Annotated in this window: 15 protein-coding genes; 1 reads left to right on the top strand and 14 read right to left on the bottom strand. The window is 34.7% G+C overall.

Annotation, left to right across the window (positions count from 1 at the left end):
* Window positions 1–300 precede the first annotated feature (300 nt).
* Window positions 301–1,455, bottom strand: coding sequence for a hypothetical protein (locus ACEN2F_RS14120; protein WP_441740365.1), 1,155 nt, complete (start codon window positions 1,453–1,455; stop codon window positions 301–303).
* A 437-nt stretch (window positions 1,456–1,892) separates the two neighbouring features.
* Between ACEN2F_RS14120 and ACEN2F_RS14125 the strand changes: the two genes are divergently transcribed.
* A complete protein-coding gene (locus tag ACEN2F_RS14125) occupies window positions 1,893–2,642 on the top strand; it encodes a hypothetical protein (protein ID WP_441740366.1) in 750 nt (249 codons plus the stop codon).
* 596 nt (window positions 2,643–3,238) lie between these two features.
* On the opposite strand, the gene ACEN2F_RS14130 is transcribed toward ACEN2F_RS14125, so the two are convergent.
* The 13 genes from ACEN2F_RS14130 to ACEN2F_RS14190 form a co-directional block, all read right to left on the bottom strand.
* A complete protein-coding gene (locus ACEN2F_RS14130) occupies window positions 3,239–4,135 on the bottom strand; it encodes a hypothetical protein (RefSeq protein ID WP_441740368.1) in 897 nt (298 codons plus the stop codon).
* 68 nt (window positions 4,136–4,203) lie between these two features.
* Window positions 4,204–4,362: a hypothetical protein gene (locus ACEN2F_RS14135; protein WP_441740370.1), complete on the bottom strand. Its 159-nt coding sequence runs from the start codon at window positions 4,360–4,362 to the stop codon at window positions 4,204–4,206.
* Between the two features lie 23 nt (window positions 4,363–4,385).
* On the bottom strand, window positions 4,386–5,621 hold the full coding sequence (locus tag ACEN2F_RS14140; protein ID WP_441740372.1) for a glycosyltransferase family 4 protein: 1,236 nt from the start codon (window positions 5,619–5,621) through the stop codon (window positions 4,386–4,388).
* A gap of 8 nt (window positions 5,622–5,629) precedes the next feature.
* A complete protein-coding gene (locus ACEN2F_RS14145) occupies window positions 5,630–6,664 on the bottom strand; it encodes a glycosyltransferase family 2 protein (protein WP_441740374.1) in 1,035 nt (344 codons plus the stop codon).
* A gap of 7 nt (window positions 6,665–6,671) precedes the next feature.
* Window positions 6,672–7,976: a hypothetical protein gene (locus tag ACEN2F_RS14150; RefSeq protein WP_441740375.1), complete on the bottom strand. Its 1,305-nt coding sequence runs from the start codon at window positions 7,974–7,976 to the stop codon at window positions 6,672–6,674.
* Window positions 7,977–7,980: 4 nt separating this feature from the next.
* Window positions 7,981–8,985: a glycosyltransferase family 2 protein gene (locus tag ACEN2F_RS14155; protein ID WP_441740377.1), complete on the bottom strand. Its 1,005-nt coding sequence runs from the start codon at window positions 8,983–8,985 to the stop codon at window positions 7,981–7,983.
* Window positions 8,986–10,518, bottom strand: coding sequence for an oligosaccharide flippase family protein (locus tag ACEN2F_RS14160; RefSeq protein ID WP_441740379.1), 1,533 nt, complete (start codon window positions 10,516–10,518; stop codon window positions 8,986–8,988).
* A gap of 71 nt (window positions 10,519–10,589) precedes the next feature.
* Window positions 10,590–11,567, bottom strand: coding sequence for a glycosyltransferase family 2 protein (locus ACEN2F_RS14165; RefSeq protein WP_441740381.1), 978 nt, complete (start codon window positions 11,565–11,567; stop codon window positions 10,590–10,592).
* Between the two features lie 295 nt (window positions 11,568–11,862).
* Window positions 11,863–12,498 carry an acyltransferase gene (locus ACEN2F_RS14170; protein ID WP_441740383.1) on the bottom strand — a complete coding sequence of 212 codons (636 nt, stop codon included), beginning with the start codon at window positions 12,496–12,498 and terminating at the stop codon, window positions 11,863–11,865.
* Complete coding sequence (locus ACEN2F_RS14175; RefSeq protein WP_441740385.1) at window positions 12,495–13,481, bottom strand: hypothetical protein; 987 nt, start codon at window positions 13,479–13,481, stop codon at window positions 12,495–12,497. Before ACEN2F_RS14175 ends, ACEN2F_RS14170 begins: the two co-directional genes overlap by 4 nt.
* Before the next feature lie 17 nt (window positions 13,482–13,498).
* The gene (locus ACEN2F_RS14180) at window positions 13,499–14,635 is read right to left on the bottom strand and encodes a hypothetical protein (protein WP_441740387.1); all 1,137 of its coding nucleotides are present in this window, start codon (window positions 14,633–14,635) and stop codon (window positions 13,499–13,501) included.
* Window positions 14,636–14,643: 8 nt separating this feature from the next.
* On the bottom strand, window positions 14,644–15,756 hold the full coding sequence (locus ACEN2F_RS14185; RefSeq protein ID WP_441740389.1) for an EpsG family protein: 1,113 nt from the start codon (window positions 15,754–15,756) through the stop codon (window positions 14,644–14,646).
* The gene (locus ACEN2F_RS14190; protein ID WP_441740391.1) at window positions 15,753–16,964 is read right to left on the bottom strand and encodes a glycosyltransferase; all 1,212 of its coding nucleotides are present in this window, start codon (window positions 16,962–16,964) and stop codon (window positions 15,753–15,755) included. The genes ACEN2F_RS14185 and ACEN2F_RS14190 overlap by 4 nt, the downstream gene beginning before the upstream one ends.
* Window positions 16,965–16,968: the final 4 nt, after the last annotated feature.

Consider the following 16,968-nt stretch of genomic DNA (forward strand, 5'->3'; position numbering starts at 1 on the left):
AAGGGGGAATGGATTGCGGATGTTGAGGGGGTGGTGTGGTTCCAATTGAGTGTGGATGGGACGCGGATTTGACGGATGGGTGCTGTTTTTTTTTTTGTGTGTGGTGGATGGGTGCGGTTGGGTGCGGTTGGGTGCGGTTGGGACGCGGTTGGGACGCGGTTGGGACGCGGTTGGGACGCGGTTCTCGACTGCGCTCGAACTGACAATGGGAGGTGGGGTGCTGTTTACTCCACTTATTGCACAAAAAACTCCTGAGGGGTTGAATAACTATCCCCAACAGATTAGTATTACAGATTAGTATTACAGTTTCGTTATTAGTTCTTTGGCTATATTGTAGGCTACTATTCGGTCTTCATTTTTAGCATTTTCGTAGGTTTTGGTGTGATTTTCTAATTTGATGGGATATCCCTGTGTATTGAACCAGGTTCGGAATGGGGTATCGTTGACCACAATCAGTTGGGGATTTTCTTTTTCAGCCATGGTTCGGAACACAAAACTGGTGGCATTCAATGATTTTACATGCCGCATTAACAGACTGAAGAGTTCATACGCCTTTGCATCTGCAAAAATATGTCGGGGATACTCTAACGAACTAATCGTCATTATTTTTACTGGCTTTGGACTATCGGTTTTTTGGATTTTCTCAGCTGCTGTTTGCTGGAGCAAATTATTGGCATAATCCAAAAGATATTGGTATTCGGGAGGTATTTCATCCCATTCGAATATTTTTTTTCGGGTTTCCACCTGATCCATGATCCACGATTTTAAGACCTTGTGAAAGGTATTTTTGTCTTTGGGAAACTCTGCAAATATGAATGGGTCTTTGTAATAATCGAAATCAAACCAAGTCGGAAAACGCCCGATATAAGTTGCCCTTTTTTTACGATTCTCCGCACTTAAGAGTGTCAGTAAATGCGTGTGGTCAATGATACGAAATAATTCCGATTGCTGCGTGTCTAATTTTTTAATATTGATGAACTCCTTTTTTAGTTTGGCGTTTGCCAATGGTGCGATAGAAGGATAACTACTTGTACTACCCATCAATTCGAACAATGCATCGATGCGCCACCACCTATACCCATCTTCGTTTAAATATTGGAGGTATTTGATCGCTTTTGTCCTGCTTTCATTGCTGTTGTTGTTCTCACCGTTAATAAAAGTTTCCAATTCAGCTCTTTCCGATTTATAAAAATCAAAAAAATCAGGTTGCAAATCGTACCCTCTTCCCTTAATTGTATTTGCGTTTTCAAATAAATCCTTGATTTGCTGATGAAAGCTGTGTAATGGTTGTGGCTTCAGCCTGTCAAAGAAGTGTAAAAAAATTTCATTTCCATAGCGCCCTCTAAAAGTGTGTTCCAAATCGTCACTCTCGATTAAATCTATTTTTTGCTGAATTGTACGCCTTTTCAGCTCTTTGAAATATTCATTATTCTGGGCACTACTATCTTTTTCCATGCTGATACAATTAAGTTCCTAATTTATAAAAAAAAACGAATTGTATTACACGAATCAGCAAATTCTCACAGTTTTATTCTGGCTATTTTTCTGGCTACAACAATTGTTTTTTTATTTTATTGCTCTTAGGTTCGAGTGCGAATTTTGTATGTTTTGGACAGCGAAAACCGTAAGTACCCCCTACTTATCCCGTAAGTATCCCGTACGTATGCTGCTGCCAGCGCTTGATAGTAAAGGGATGCAGGGTGTTTTGGGTGCCTTTTGTGGATGAATTTATGTCGCAGACTGCATTTTGCTGCACTTTACTGTACTGCTGCGCACGCTTTGCTTTCCAGCGCACTGTACTGTTTGTCAATGCATTAACCGAACCTGTTTTTTTTTGGCAACCTTAAAACAAATAGCTTTGTCTCATTATAAACGCCTAAATAAAAACGAACATGGCAAAAATTGATGGAATTGTAGAAATTCAGGGAACAGTAAAAGGGGTTACTTTTTATCGAACCAAAGACGGAATGCTGGCCAGAGCAAAAGGAGGCATCTCCAAAAAAAGAATGAAAACTGACCCTGCGTTCCAGCGCACGAGGGAGAACGGCGTCGAGTTTGGCCACAATGCGAAGATGAGCAAGCTGTTGCGAAATTCGGCCAGCAGTTTGTTGCTGATGGCAAAGGATTCCCGGGTCAGCAGTCGGCTTTCACAATCGATGAGCCAAATCAAGAATTTGGATTTGGTTTCGGATCGCGGGAAACGCCAGGTTGGTATTGGCATTCAAACCACAGAAGGGAAAAAGGTTCTTCAAGGATTTGATTTTAACAACAAGGCTGTTATGGGTTCCGTTTTTAAAGGAGAAATTGACTTGGATCCTGTTAGTGGGACTGTGGTCCTGACGGATTTTAATCCTGCTTTGCATTTGGCGGTTCCTTTTGGCGCCACCCATGTGAGTTTCAGCACTGCGGTTGCTATGGTTGATTTTGAACTAAGTTTGTACAAAACTCGCTACTGCAATAAGGAAAACCTTTCGGTTACCGCTGATCTGGCGACCTATTCCTTTACTCCCAGCGAAATTCCTCCGGGTACCGGCAGCATGGTTTATTTCTTCCTGATCGAGTTTTTTCAGGAAATGAACGGCAAGCAGTATCCGTTGAAGAACAATTCTTACAATGTGCTGACGGTGCTGGATGTGGTCTGATTATTTGATTTCTTTGTTACCAACCCCCTTTTGTGCTGCAAAAGGGGGTTTTTTTGTGGGGTGCGGTTGGGACGCGGATTTGACGGATTGAGCGGATTGGCGCGGATTTTTTTTTTTGTGGGTGTGTGAGGCCCCCTGGCCCCTAAAGGGGGGATTCGATTGTGGGTTTTGAGGGGGGTGATGGGTTCTAATTGGGTGGGGTTGGGACGCGGATTTAACGGATTGAGCGGGTTGGCGCGGATTTTTTTGTTTGTGTGAGGAATTGGGCCCGTGGGCCCTGAAGGGGGGATTCGATTGTGGGTTTTGAGGGGGTGATGGGTACTAATTGGGTGGGGTTGGGACGCGGATTTGACGGATTGAGCGGGTTGGCGCGGATTTTTTTGTTTGTGGGTGTGTGAGGGTTTGGGCCCCTGAAGGGGAATGGATTGTGGGTTTTGAGGGGGTGATGGGTACTAATTGGGTGGGGTTGGGTTATGGGAAATTGGGTGGTTCGGGGTGGTTTTATTCCCTTTGTGGAGACGCTTTTTAGCAGATGGGCTTTTGTGGGGATGCTGTTTTGGGCAGCTGAATTGCTTTTGACTTTGTGATTACGAGTACTACAAGAACCTAAAGACTTGGCGTTTTTCGCTTTCGTAGTTACTATTTCTTTGTATTGAGTCGGCTCGATCGTAGGTTTTGGTAAAACTCTGCACGAGTTCCGGATTGTAGGCTTTGGCATACCAGTCTCTGAATTCCTTATCTCGCACCAAGATGAGCGGTGGATTTTCTTTTTCGGACATTTTCCGGTAGAGGAAACTCAGATCGGTGGTTCTTACTACTACTGCATTGCATTTTTCGAATAGTTCAAAAGAGGAGGCGTCTTTGAAAATACGTGGATTAAAAATAGTGGTCACTATTTTTTCCGGCAGCAGATTATCTATTTCAATTGTTGTTTTTTGGTTGTAAAATAATGCTTCGGCTGTTTGTTTGACGAAAAGATAGGGTTTCGGAAGGTTTTGTTTGTCCAACCTATATTGGAAAATTCTATCTTCTAATTTGGCCAAAAGCCAAGTTCCCAATACTTTTTTATATTTTTTCTTCTTTTCCTCATCTCCCAATAAGAGTGGCGGATTGATATTATATTTCAAGTTATTGGTTTCTGGAATAGTAAATATTGGAATATAACACGCAGCTTCCCTCTCGAGAAGCTCATGCAGATAGCGGTGGTCTGCACTTTTTAGGAAAAAAGAAACTGCTATTTCCACTACTTTACTGTTCACAAAACCCGTTTCAAAGGCATGCTCGAAATAATGAGTAAAACCATTGTTAGTTCTCCAAACCACCATTTCTTCATTGAGGCTTTTCAGTATTTGAAAACGCAATGCAACGGTATTTAAATAGTTTTGATACCACCTTGCTTTTGCAGCATCACATTGGGCTGGAAACTGATTTAAACTGACCCTCTCCTGTTGGATAAAATCGGCCATATAGACCCTATCTTGATCTTTTGCCATGTGGTATCCTTGACCGTCGTAATGTATTTGTTTTGCGTATTGGATTAATTCTTTTACCGAATTGACGGTTACCTTATCGGGATCGGTATTTTCGAGCAGCCACAGGATGAAAATGGATGCAATTGCTGCTTCATTTTTTCATCGTCAAAAGCTACATCAATACTGTTGATGCGATGCTCATAACCCGAAATGATTTCTTTCTGAAAAGATTGTAATTCTATTTTCATTATCTCCATTTGGGGGCTACATACTACTCCTTTATTTTAGGCATCGGAATTTGATTTTCCAGTCTTTGGTATTCGGCTAAAATGGCTTCCCAAACTAGGTGTTGCTCGTAACGGGAAACAATCATTGGGCGGGCATTTTGTTGGAGTTGGGTTCTCCAATCCGTATCCTCTATCATTTTCACCATCGCGTCACTCACTGCAGCGGTATTTTTGACCGGAATAACAGTGCCATTTTCACCCTCTATAATAATCTCGTTGCAACCGTTAATGTTGGAGACAATGCTGGGCAACCCCATGGCTCCGGCCTGTAATACTACATTTGGAAAGCCTTCTCGGTAACTGGGGAATGCCAGACAGTCGCTGATGGCAAGGTATGGACGGATGTCTTTTTGGAAACCTACCGAAATGATATTGGGGTTTTCCTCTATTTCCTGTAACGTATTTTTATCCAGCGGATCAAGTTCGGTTTCTAAAGGACCTACTAAAAGTAATTTTGAATTTTGACTTTTGATTTTTGCATTATCATTATTAGGCAATACGTTCGGCTCTAGGTTTTCAACATTCGCCTTTTGACTTTGCATTTTTTTAAATGCGGCTACCAATTCATTGATGCCTTTATCTCCTACCAGACGCCCTATGAAAATAAAAACAAAGTCGGTTGCCTGGATTTCTAACCTATTTTTTAACTCTTGGTTTTGTTGGTCCGTAAAATTGCCGGGATTAAAAAAAGAGGTATCAATCCCATTGACATTGCCATTGGCCAGCACCTGCAAATTTTTAGAGGTGATTTTGTACCGGATTAAATCATTACGGACGCCTTGTCCTTCCGGATAAATGTTAGTCGCACAATAGCACAATACTCGCTCCATTCCAATTAAAAGTTGTTGCAAAAAACCGGTTTTAGTTGGAAAAATGAGTCCTGTAAAGGTATGCATGCGTATGGGAACGCCAGCAAAATAGCCTGCCAGCATTGTTAGTAAACCTGCTTTTGGTGTTATGGAATGCACGATTAATGGTTTTTCTTTTTTGAAAAGCCAGTACAACTGCCACAGGGATTTTAAGTCTTTAAGCGGACTGATGCTCCGTTGCATTTCAATGTCAATAGTTTGCACTTGTTCTCTTGTAGCAACGGCTTCTAAGTGCATATCGCTTCCAGACACGGCAAGAACCTTATACTGCTGCTTTAAAAAAAACAATTGGCCTTTAAGAAGATAATCCAAAGACAGGGCAATGGTGGAAGTGCGAATAAGTTTAGACAAAATATGGATTAGTTATTTCTATTTACAAAGTAATTTATGCCTAATAGCATTAAATAAACACCCACTACAAATTTATATTTTGCAAAAGCAAAAAACAATTTCCAGTGTACCGGGAAATAATTTAATTCTAATTGCTTATACGCTTTATCATATAATGGATCACTTAGGATTTGCTTTAAATTTCTTACCTTATCGCTATATCCTTTAGGATTTTGCATTTCATTTAATCCTAAGCCAATAATACTTAAGGCTATTCTGTTATTAAACGCAATATGATAATCTTCTTTTTTATGCGCAATTAAATTATGAATTCTATTGAACAAATTTTTCCAATCTAAGAATAAATTTTTCTTATTTGTCGAGGTAAACGAATTTAAATTATACCTCCTGTAATGATACAAAGGGCCGTCAATAACAAATGAAGTTTTACAGTATTCAAGATATTCTAAATTAAATAATAAATCCTCTGATGTTCCTATTTCTTTGGTTGAAATAAATTGTATTGAATTCCGATTTATAATGTCACTCCTATATAATTTTGCCCATACAGTCACCAAACTATCAGCTTGTGATGGATCAGACAATTCTTCTCCAATTAACCCTACAATTCTTCTTTGAATAAACACTGACGAATAAAATCCTGCACAATTCAATTTACGTATTTGAGAGTTATTTATAAATTCTCGATAATAAGAAGCTATGACTAAATCATGATTCGTAGCATATTTTGACATTTGTTCCAAACAATCTACATTAATCCAGTCATCGCTATCAACAAACATGATGAAGTCACCAGTCGAAAGTTTGATACCCGCATTACGGGCACCGGAAAGACCTGTATTTTTTTGATCAATATATATTATACGATTATCTTTTCGCGCATAATCTTCAATAATTTGCAGGCATTTATCAGGGCTTTCGTCATTAACGATTATAATTTCAATGTTTTGATACGTTTGATTTATCAAACTATCCAGACATTCCTGAAGATAATTTTCAACATTATAAACTGGAACTATTATTGAAATTAAGGCATTAAACATACTACTTTTAATTTATCATTGATTTAAAATCGGCATGCAAATCCTTGGTAACAATTTTTACATCATGCTTTCTTACGCCGCATTCCCATGCTTTACTTGCATATTCATTAATTTGTTCCGGAAACTCTAATAAATGTTGCAAAGTCTTTTTTATTTCGGAAACATCAGCAACACAGATGGCGGCATCCTCGGATTTAAGGTATTTGTAAGGAGAACTCTCCTTAGAGCAAATTGCCAAAATTCCTCTGCCAGTATGCATCAAATCTATAATTTTAGTGGAGAAAGAAAGTCTGGTGAGCAATCGCTGCTTTAATTCAAAAGATTCCACATGCAATACTAAATCAGCTCCAGAATATTTAACATTTAATTGTTCCATGGAAACCTTACCTAATAACAAACTGTTTTGACCATCATCTAGCAACAATTTAAGTTTTTCAGTGATGGGCGTCTGCGTGTAAATATGCAGTTGAATTTTAATACCATTTTGATTGATTTCTTTTATTACTTGCGCTAATTTATACAAGGTTTTAAACCGATTGTAAATTAGATTACCACCATACATTATAATTAAAGGATTTCCACAGTCTGTTTTTAACGGAGGAGTCCCTTCAAAATTTCCTGTTTTTTTCAATACTTTCATTGGTACTTTCAATACGGGTTGGTATTCTATAAGCTGCTCTTGTGTCATCGTATACAACAAGGAATAGTGTTTAGCGGTAGCAATAACATTTTTTCGCAATAGTAGTCTATTGAACCAGTACACAGGAGAAAGAGAAAACTGTCGAAAGGTAAGATGATCATCAGAAACGTATGATACCAATTTTTTATTTGTCAGCTTTGCAACATAGCGATCTATACGGTGCATAAAAAGACTATAATACATGGGTGCAAAAATCACATCTGGATTGTAATCTAGAACGAATTTTTTCAATTCAGGCGTTTGCCATTTAGAGCCTCTCCAAATCAAATCTTGCAGGGTATGAAATATAGGGAAATTTAATTTTTTTAAAAAAGTAAGCCAATTGGAACTTGAGGTATTTTTAATTGTTAGCTCGGCTTGAATCAAATAGTCTGACGTTTGCAGTTCTCGTCCAAAAGTTTGGTTTTTAAGGAATGCTTTTATGACTTCTCCTTCAGAAATATGAAAATATTTTGTACAAATAGAATTAGAAGGCATTGCCGGATTAGTAAAAATTTGCGCAAATTCATATTCATCAGTAAAAGTACTGAACAAATTGGAAAGTACATTTCCGCCATTACTGTCTTCCCGCCATGATTCTCCAGAAATAATTAATATTCTTTTCTTATTCATTGTATTAAACAATTTTTTTTAAGCTGGGCCATTTGTTAAGGGCAAAATGAGCCGTTCTAAAAATTTTAGCTCCAAATTCAATCCCGAAAAGTTCAATTACTGTTCTACTCAAAACCGTCTTTTTTCCTTGCGCATATTTTAGTATACCTGAATTTTTTTTGAGTTCTGCATGCAATATCCTTTTTTCGTTTGTAGGAACGCTCGCATAGATAATATAAGCGGTAATATACTGATAGGCTAAATAAGATAACAAATATGTATTAGTAACTGACAAATCTTTCTCTAATTCAGGCCTCCATTTAGAAACTGAAAACAAAATATCTACAGCACTTTTTGAATCTGCGGTCGTCGTTATGGCACCCGGTCTGTTTTTTATATACATATAAAACGCATCATTCACTGCATCGAAAGATGCTGCTTTACTAAACGAATGAATTAACCAATCTATATCCTCTGCTTTTATTCCAGTTACAAAAAACAGTTCATGCTCTAATACCAAACATCTTTTAATAGTTAAAATCCAGGCTGAACCGGGAAAATGATGAGTTGCAAATAAAGACTGTATTGCTGCATCTTTGCCTTTTCTAATAGTAGCTATGTCATAATTTCCTCTTGCCACTCTAACCGTATTGCTCTCTACAAATACATCTTTAGCGCCATAAAGGATTATATCTGCGTTTGAAACTTTCATGGATTGGATGAGGTTAAACAAGCAATCTTTACCGTCCCAGTAATCATCGCTGTCTAAAAACATCAGGTATTCTCCAGTAGCACTCTTAATCCCTTCATTACGAGCATCTGATAAACCTCCATTTTTTTTATGGACTACCTTGACTCTGGCATCTTTTTTTGCGAACTCATCGCAAATTGCAGGACAATTATCTGGAGAACCGTCATCAACTAGGAGCACTTCAATGTCCTTAAAATCTTGATCCAGTACACTATTGACACATTTATGCAAATAGGCTTCTACTTTGTAAACTGGAATTATAATACTGATTAGAGGCATTTAGTTTAATTTATTAGGTGTAAATTTTTTATAAATGGATAAAATTAATTCTTTCTCATATTTGTTTAAGCTAAAAAACCACATAACAAGCATATAAACTACACCTATAAGACTAGCCTTTATAAAAAAAACAACAAAATTAGGCGCTGGGATATAATAATTAACTGCCAAACCAAATCCCAAAACTATTACTAAAGATGGCAACATTTTAAGCAAACAAGCCTTAAAAAAATAAAATATATTTATTTTCATAATTTTGTAATAAAAAATATTAACACCAATAACTTCAAAAATAATTAGAGAAATTACAATTCCCATTGCTGCACCTATTGCTCCAAAATATGGTATTAGAAAAACAGATAATAACACACTGATTATCGCAGCAACCATAAAAATAATAGCTTTAAATTTAATTTTGTTTTCAACATATAACAATGTGGAAGCAATTTCTTGAGTAAGCGTAAAAAAACCTGGTAAAATTAGCATAAGCACTATGGGAAAAGAATTAGTAAACTCAGGCCCCATCCAAAGAACAATAAATTCTTGACCCAAAGTAATCATACCAATGTACAATATCCCAATTATAAACAATTGAATTCTGCCTACTTTCACCATTAATTGCAACACTTGCTCTCTATTTGCGGAAGTAGATAATAACCCTGAGACTTTCGGTAAGAATAAACCATTTAAGGCACTGGCAAAAGTCCATACATAGCTCTCAATTAACATCCCAATTGAAAAAACTGCGATAGCCGTAGTGCCTGAATAAATCCCTAAAAGAGTAGGGGCAATATTGATTATCAAACGTTGTGCAATTCCGAGTATACTGCTCCAAATAGAAAAACTAAAAAGTTCTTGGGTTAACACTTTGCTTTTGTACTTTAAATCAATTTTTATAGCAGTAGTTCTAAATAAATAAATAAATTTAAATAAAATAACTATGATTCCTATAAATGCATTGATGGCAATAAGGGCATACAATTTATAGCCCAATAAAAGGGCAATAACCATCAAAAGTATTACTCCAATTTTACTAAAAATATCACAAAGCTTAAGAGCCACAAAGCGTTCATAAGCAATAAAAATACCATTCAAAGACATGAACGGGAACGAAACCAAACTAAACAAACCCGCAATCACATATATGGTTTTGAATTTTTCAATTTCAGCGGCGTTCAATTGGATGAAAATATTCTGAATAAAAAAAAACACTACCACTAGTGCTACCATCATTACAAAACTTATCAAAAGATAAATTTTAGTAGTTAAACTCAACAATTGATTTACCTTATGCTCATCATTTTCAGCGCGATATTTGGCTAAAAAACGAGCCGTCGCTTGCCCCAATCCAAAATCAATGGTAAAATAGATTAAAAAGGAAGATACTAAAACATACAAACCATAATCAGATTTTCCAATATTATTAACCATCCATGGTGTATAAATCAATCCAATAACAATATTAAAAATAATAGATATATATGATATAATTGCTGCTGTTTTAATTTGTTTATTGCTATCTTGATTCACCATGCTTGTGTTTTAGAATTGGGATATCTTCATTTTAAAATTTTTAAAATACCACTCAAATAATATTTAATTTGTTATCTGCTGAAAATTCTAAAAAAGGAGATTGTACCCTTCAAACCAAAATATTTGGTTATCCAATAAAGAATATGATGTTTAAAACTTTTATAAAACCTGGAATACCTCAAAACAAATTTATTTTCATCTAATCTTATTAACAAATCTTTTTTCAGTTTAGTATCCGTTAATACGTTAGCATATATGTGCAAACTGGATAAATAAAGTGACAGAAACCTTTTATAAAGTATTTTCTTTTGAGAAAGTGAAATATTTTTTCCTTCAAAAAAATTTATTATCAACCCTGCAGTCAAAGCCTTATCGTTTGCTTTTCTAAAATAATTCTCTTCTGTATTTATTCGAGTTACTGAATTATCGGGCGTTGTTCTAAAATAAATTGATTTAGGCATGATACAAACTTTATCAGCATGAAAAAAAGCTCTAGGTGTCCACTCCTCATCATCACTTATGAGATTTTTAAATAAATTATTATCAAAAATTGCTCTTTTAAACAACCTTGAGCAAGGTGTTGGATGATAAATATCTTCTTTTAATAAATATTCAAGCATATCTATACCTGTAGAAATCGTTATTTTAGGCTTATCAGCTTCATTCCAAACATTTAGGAAATCAGTTATAACAATATCACTTTTATTTTCTTCTGCTAGTCTGACCATTTCTTCAATACCGTGGTCGTCACAAAAATAATCATCACCATCTAAAAAAGTTAGATATTCCCCTTTAGCATTCAATATACCTGTATTTCTGGCAATAGCATGTCCACCATTTTCTCTATGAATAACCTTAATTCGATTGTCTGCTTTTGCATAATCATCACATATTGTTGGAGAATTATCAGTAGAAGCATCATCAACTAAAATATATTCAAAGTCTGTAAAACTTTGCGAAAGAACAGAACTTATACATTTATGAATTAATTCCTCCTTGTTATATACAGTTGTAATTATGGTTACTTTTGGATTTATATTTCTGATCATTATTTTTTACTAATATGAATTAATAATTGTACGAGCTATTTCTTTATTTTATATTCTATGCAAAATTATTTTCTGATGGTTTTTTATTATCTAAACCTTCTTTTGAAACCTTTAATAATTGATTTGAAATCACCCCCTACAATACGGTAGGTGATTGACCCAATTAATCGATAAAATTTCACATCAGGGTATTCCGCGTTAAGATTTTTCTATATTTAATTACACAATGTACTTTGAATCAAGATATTATTCATTCTAAATCTTAATTATTTATCATTAAAATTAACTAAAATAATTATATCCTTTCTCTTAACCAATTTTTATTTTTCTTAATGACCTTAGCAGGATTGCCCGCAATAATTATATTCTCTTCACTAAATTTCCCTAAAACGTTACTTTTAGCACCTACTATACAATTGTCTTTAATCTCAACACCTTTACAAATACAAACAGAGTGTCCAATCCAAACATGTTTACCAATAAAAACTGATTTAGCATAGTTTTCCCGATCATTTGAAACAACATCAATAATTGAATGACTGTCTGAAGTACTTATTTTCACATCACTTGAGATCATACAATCTTCTCCAATAATTACCTCTCTTCCTTCTAAAGCAGCAACTTGAGAATTTTTTTCTATTGTTGTCCCTGCACCTATGAAAATTTTATTAAAAGAATCTTCAATCCAAAATTCACAGTGAGAAGCAATAACATTATTATTTATTTCTATGTCATTATTATTCCCAATAATGATTATTTTCACATTGTTTAAATGAGCCGCAGCTATCGAAACATTATTATTATTACCTTGTATTTTGACATTTAAGTTTCTAGCAAAACCCTTATTAACAAAAAATGAGTTTTCCCCTTTTATACTAATTGAATTAGGATAAAAAAGATTAAGATAAAACTTCTTTATGATATTCCTCATTTTAGTACTTTCTTAAGTTTATCAAATAATGATTTGAAATTGCCATCTAGCAATCTATAAAATATTGATTCAATTTGCATAATTGTTTTGATAAAACTATGACCATGTCCCATAAGTCTAAATATTTTTTTCTTATATTCTTGATCATTTGCAATGAATTCAGGATGTCTCAAAGGGAAGTCATAAATAAAGTTTTCCATAAAATAAAGTTTTCTCAACCTTCTAGGAACAAACTTTAAACTACTTACTGAATTTGCTCCGTTTTCTGACAAACCGATATTTGAAATCATATTATACTTTGGAACAATATTCAACTGATTATTTAGAATTAAGCATACCCCTAATTGAAAAGACCACGATGACAGCCTTTCTCCTTTTTCAATTTTTAAATATAAATCATTTGCCATCTTTTCAAATTCTTTGTCGAACGAGAATATAATTTCCTTGGCATATTTATTTTCCATAAAATTCATCTCATAATCAACCTGATCCCAAACCCTTTTCCAAGTTGCCCAACCCCAAATAGAACCAAAGGAAGAAAAAAAATAATCTGTATCAGATTTTTCATAAGTCCCTAAATTATTCATGCCACTAATAATACCAACTCGCTGTTCCGTACTATATCTTTCTAACAATTCTTCTACAAAAGGAAAAAGTGATTGTGAGGGAACGCAATCATCTTCTAAAATCAAAAGACGATCAACATGCTGAAATGCCCACGATAGGCCAGAGTATACGCGCAGACCACAACCTAAATTTTCTTCTGAATAATTTTTATAAACCTCGCAATCCCAATCGATAGTACCAACAATTTCTCGACATTTTTCAATATTGATAAGGTCAGTCTGATTGGCTACTCTAGGCCCGTCCTGAATTAAAAAAAGCTTATTTGGTTTAGCTTTTCTAATTTCTGCAAAGGTTACTTCTAACAAATCGGGACGAGCAAAAAATATTAAAGCAGTCGGTATATTAATAGTATTCATAATGATATTTATAAAAATTAAATTTTGAGCATTAATTTCATTTGTGATAAAAAATCACAATCTAATACTTTCACTTCTGATTTGATATACTGAGCTTCTTTTAAATCAATTTTAGTTATTGCATCAGCAATTTCTTCAGCATATCCATTATAAAAATTAACTAAATGAGATATTTTAGAAAGAGAGACACATTTGACATCACATGAAACAACATTAAGCCCTAAGCTTAAGTAAGAAAGTATCTTACTGGGAAATGAAGTATCTAAATAATCCCCATCCATTTTTTGGGTACTCAAACCAATGTGGCAGGTTTGACAAAATTTCAGATATTCAATTCCGCTTTTTGTACCATCAAAAGACACTTTACATTTTGAGGTTTTATTTATTTCATTTATCCGCTCCTGTAATCTTTCTATTTCACCGAAACCAATAATATGCATTACATAATTTTCATCTAAAAAAAGAGCACTTTCTATCGCATTAAATGCACCTGCTTTATCACTATCTATAATACCCGCATATACTAAATGAATTTTTCCATCATCCGGAGGAGATGCTAATTTTTCAAAAACAGTATAGTTGCCGTAAACAATTATAAACTCTTTTTTTGGTTTTATTTTTTCAGCTAGCAATTCTGTCGAAAATAAAAAATAATCAGCTTTTTCAAAGATTTTCTTTTCCAACTTATCAAAATAGCTATGCAATGAAGATACATCGCTATAGATTTCTTCCACTTCTAATATTAGTTGGAATCCTTTTATTTTCTTAGCCCATAAAATAGGTAAAACCAACCACGGAGAATGATATAGAATTATTTTTTCCTGTTTCTTCACATGAATAAGCAACCAACAAAACAACCAAAACAAGCTGAATACTATTTTTAAATAACCTGAAAATTTATTGGAAGTTCCAATACTGGGTGCGAGAGTAAGTTTTTTATTTTCACCAAGTTGTATCGTTGTTTTTAGCTGTCTTTTAGCATTATAAGATGAATCATCAAACCAAGATGGTGAAACGAAATGTACCTGATAACCGGCACTATTTATTGTTTCTGCAATATAATCCATTTTATTAGTGGCAGCCAAGGCACTCACCCGTTTAAAATTGGCTTTTGGCGCATCATAAAATCCGATATATTTTATTTCCTGTTGCATTTTAGTTTTTAATAGTTAGAGGGCAAAGCCATATCCTGCCAGAAAAAACCATAACTGTTTGTACTACTCCAATTTGATTTTAAAAACAATACAATTAAAACAATAATAGTAAAAACGGTAAGATCTCTTTTTATTCGTGGCGAAACTGATTGAAAGGAATATAAAATTTCTGGAACAAAAAGCAGCATAAAAACAGAGAAATACTGCACTACACGCATTGCCGAGGGATTTACCCAGGTCAAAGGAATGAAAAGTAAGGCTATAGCAAAAGCATTGTAATACTGCTGTGCTTTTATATTATTTTGCAGAATTATTTTGCTTCGCAATAAAGCCACAATCGAAATCAGTAAAAACATAGTCGTAAAAGTCGACGTTCCTGCAGCTTCATTAATACCATATTCTTCATATCCTCCTAGAATCTTTAAATAAGTGGATAGATTATTTCTAAACACCATAATTACAGGAAAAAGGATAAGAACAACCCTAAAAAATAATTTTGGTTTGCTGATTTGGGCAACGAAGTAAAACGGGATAAAAAGCAGCACTGATTTATGGATGGTTGAAGCTATCAATAGTAATAGCAGGAATGGCAGTAACTTTCTTCTTTTAATCAGTTCAAATCCATACAAAGCAACTGCAGTTGCAATAGTCTGCCGGTGTCCGGTTATGGAGAAGAAACTGTAAAAAAGCACCGAATAAATTACAAAAGCCAAAATGGCATCAGTCAGCCGTGTTGTATTTTGATAAATAAAATTCCCCAAAGCAATGAAAAAAAGAATCGCTATTACCATCAAAAGTAGCTGATACTCTCCACTTAGACTTGAAACTAGTTTTTCAAAAACAGCATAACCAGGATCTTTACCTATACCATAGCTGTAATAATTAACTATTCCTTGATACACTTCCTGCCATGATCTGCTTACGGAATCCTTAAATGATAAAAAATAGCCATAAGTATCCGAACCAACAGCCACGTTGCGCAATCCGGATTGTATTATTAAGAGAAAACAAATAATACGAATGTACTTTTTTCTATTGCTGTCACTATTCCTATCTTTTTTTCTTGAAAAACTAAATCCAAGAAAAAGGATTAAAGCAATAACTATTAAATTTATAATCATTTTTGTAGGAGAGTATTATAAACACCTATGGTTTGCTTGATATTGGTGGTATAATCAAAATTTTCAACAACACGTTGTCTACATTGTGTCGCATAATATGCTTTGGTATTTTCTTTAATCTTATAAATCGATTCCACTACTTGCTGGACATTTCTTTTTTCTACTACATAGCCACAATTTGTGTCAATAATTTCCGGACAGGCAGTTGCATCATACACTATCGCAGGGGTACCGCAACTCAAAGCTTCCGCTATTACTTTACCAAAGGTGTCTTCAGTAGATAAATGAACATAAACATCAGCAAATGAATAGGCTTTGGCCAATTCACTATTACCATGTAAATAATCAATGTGTTTAATAGTGTGAGGCAATAATTGTGGTTCTTCTACCTTACCAATCATTATTAGTTGTATTTCAGTTGGAAGTAAAGAAGCTAGTAGTAAAGCATCCTGATATTTCACATCTGTTTCACCCCAACTGGCACTAACTACCAAAACAGTAAACTTTTCCGGCGATACTTGATACTTACTATGAAAATCAGAAGGTAACATAGGTTTAAAAACCTCATGATTTACCCAATTATAAATAGGAATAAGAGGAAATTTATTTAAAAAGGATTTGCTCACTTCATGCGCCAACCAATTAGAAACGGGAATGATCGTCATATTTTTAATGCTGGTAAACCATTCTTTTTTATCATCAAACATGGTACTGGAACGATCCAGTAGTAGACTTGGTGGGTAATTTTGAACTTGGGGACAGTTGTTACAATGTGTTTGCCATTTAAAACATTGAACGTCGGTATAATGGGCACATTTACCTGTAAATGCCCAACAATCATGTAAAGACCAAACTATTGGTTTTTGTACTTCAGTTAAATAATCAAATAGAATTTTCAGGTTTAAATAATTCCCGTGCAAATTATGCAAATGGATGATATCCGGATTGTATTCCTTTATAAAAGAAACTAACTTTTTGGTTCCTGAATGTGTAAAATAACCTTGTGTCCCAAAAATTCTGGAACCTATGTTATGCAAATGATTTTCGGCAACGGTACCTATTTTGAATCCATTTTTATATCCTTTGGTTACTTGTCCGTAAGCGATAAAACATTCGTGACCATACGATTCTAATTCAGTAGCAATGTCAACACAGATAGAACCTGTGCTGCCATAACCGGAAACTGAATTGATCATTAATACTTTCATCTTC

Origin of the sequence: Flavobacterium sp. W20_MBD1_R3 (assembly GCF_052119725.1) — a bacterium.
Taxonomy (GTDB): Bacteria; Bacteroidota; Bacteroidia; order Flavobacteriales; family Flavobacteriaceae; genus Flavobacterium.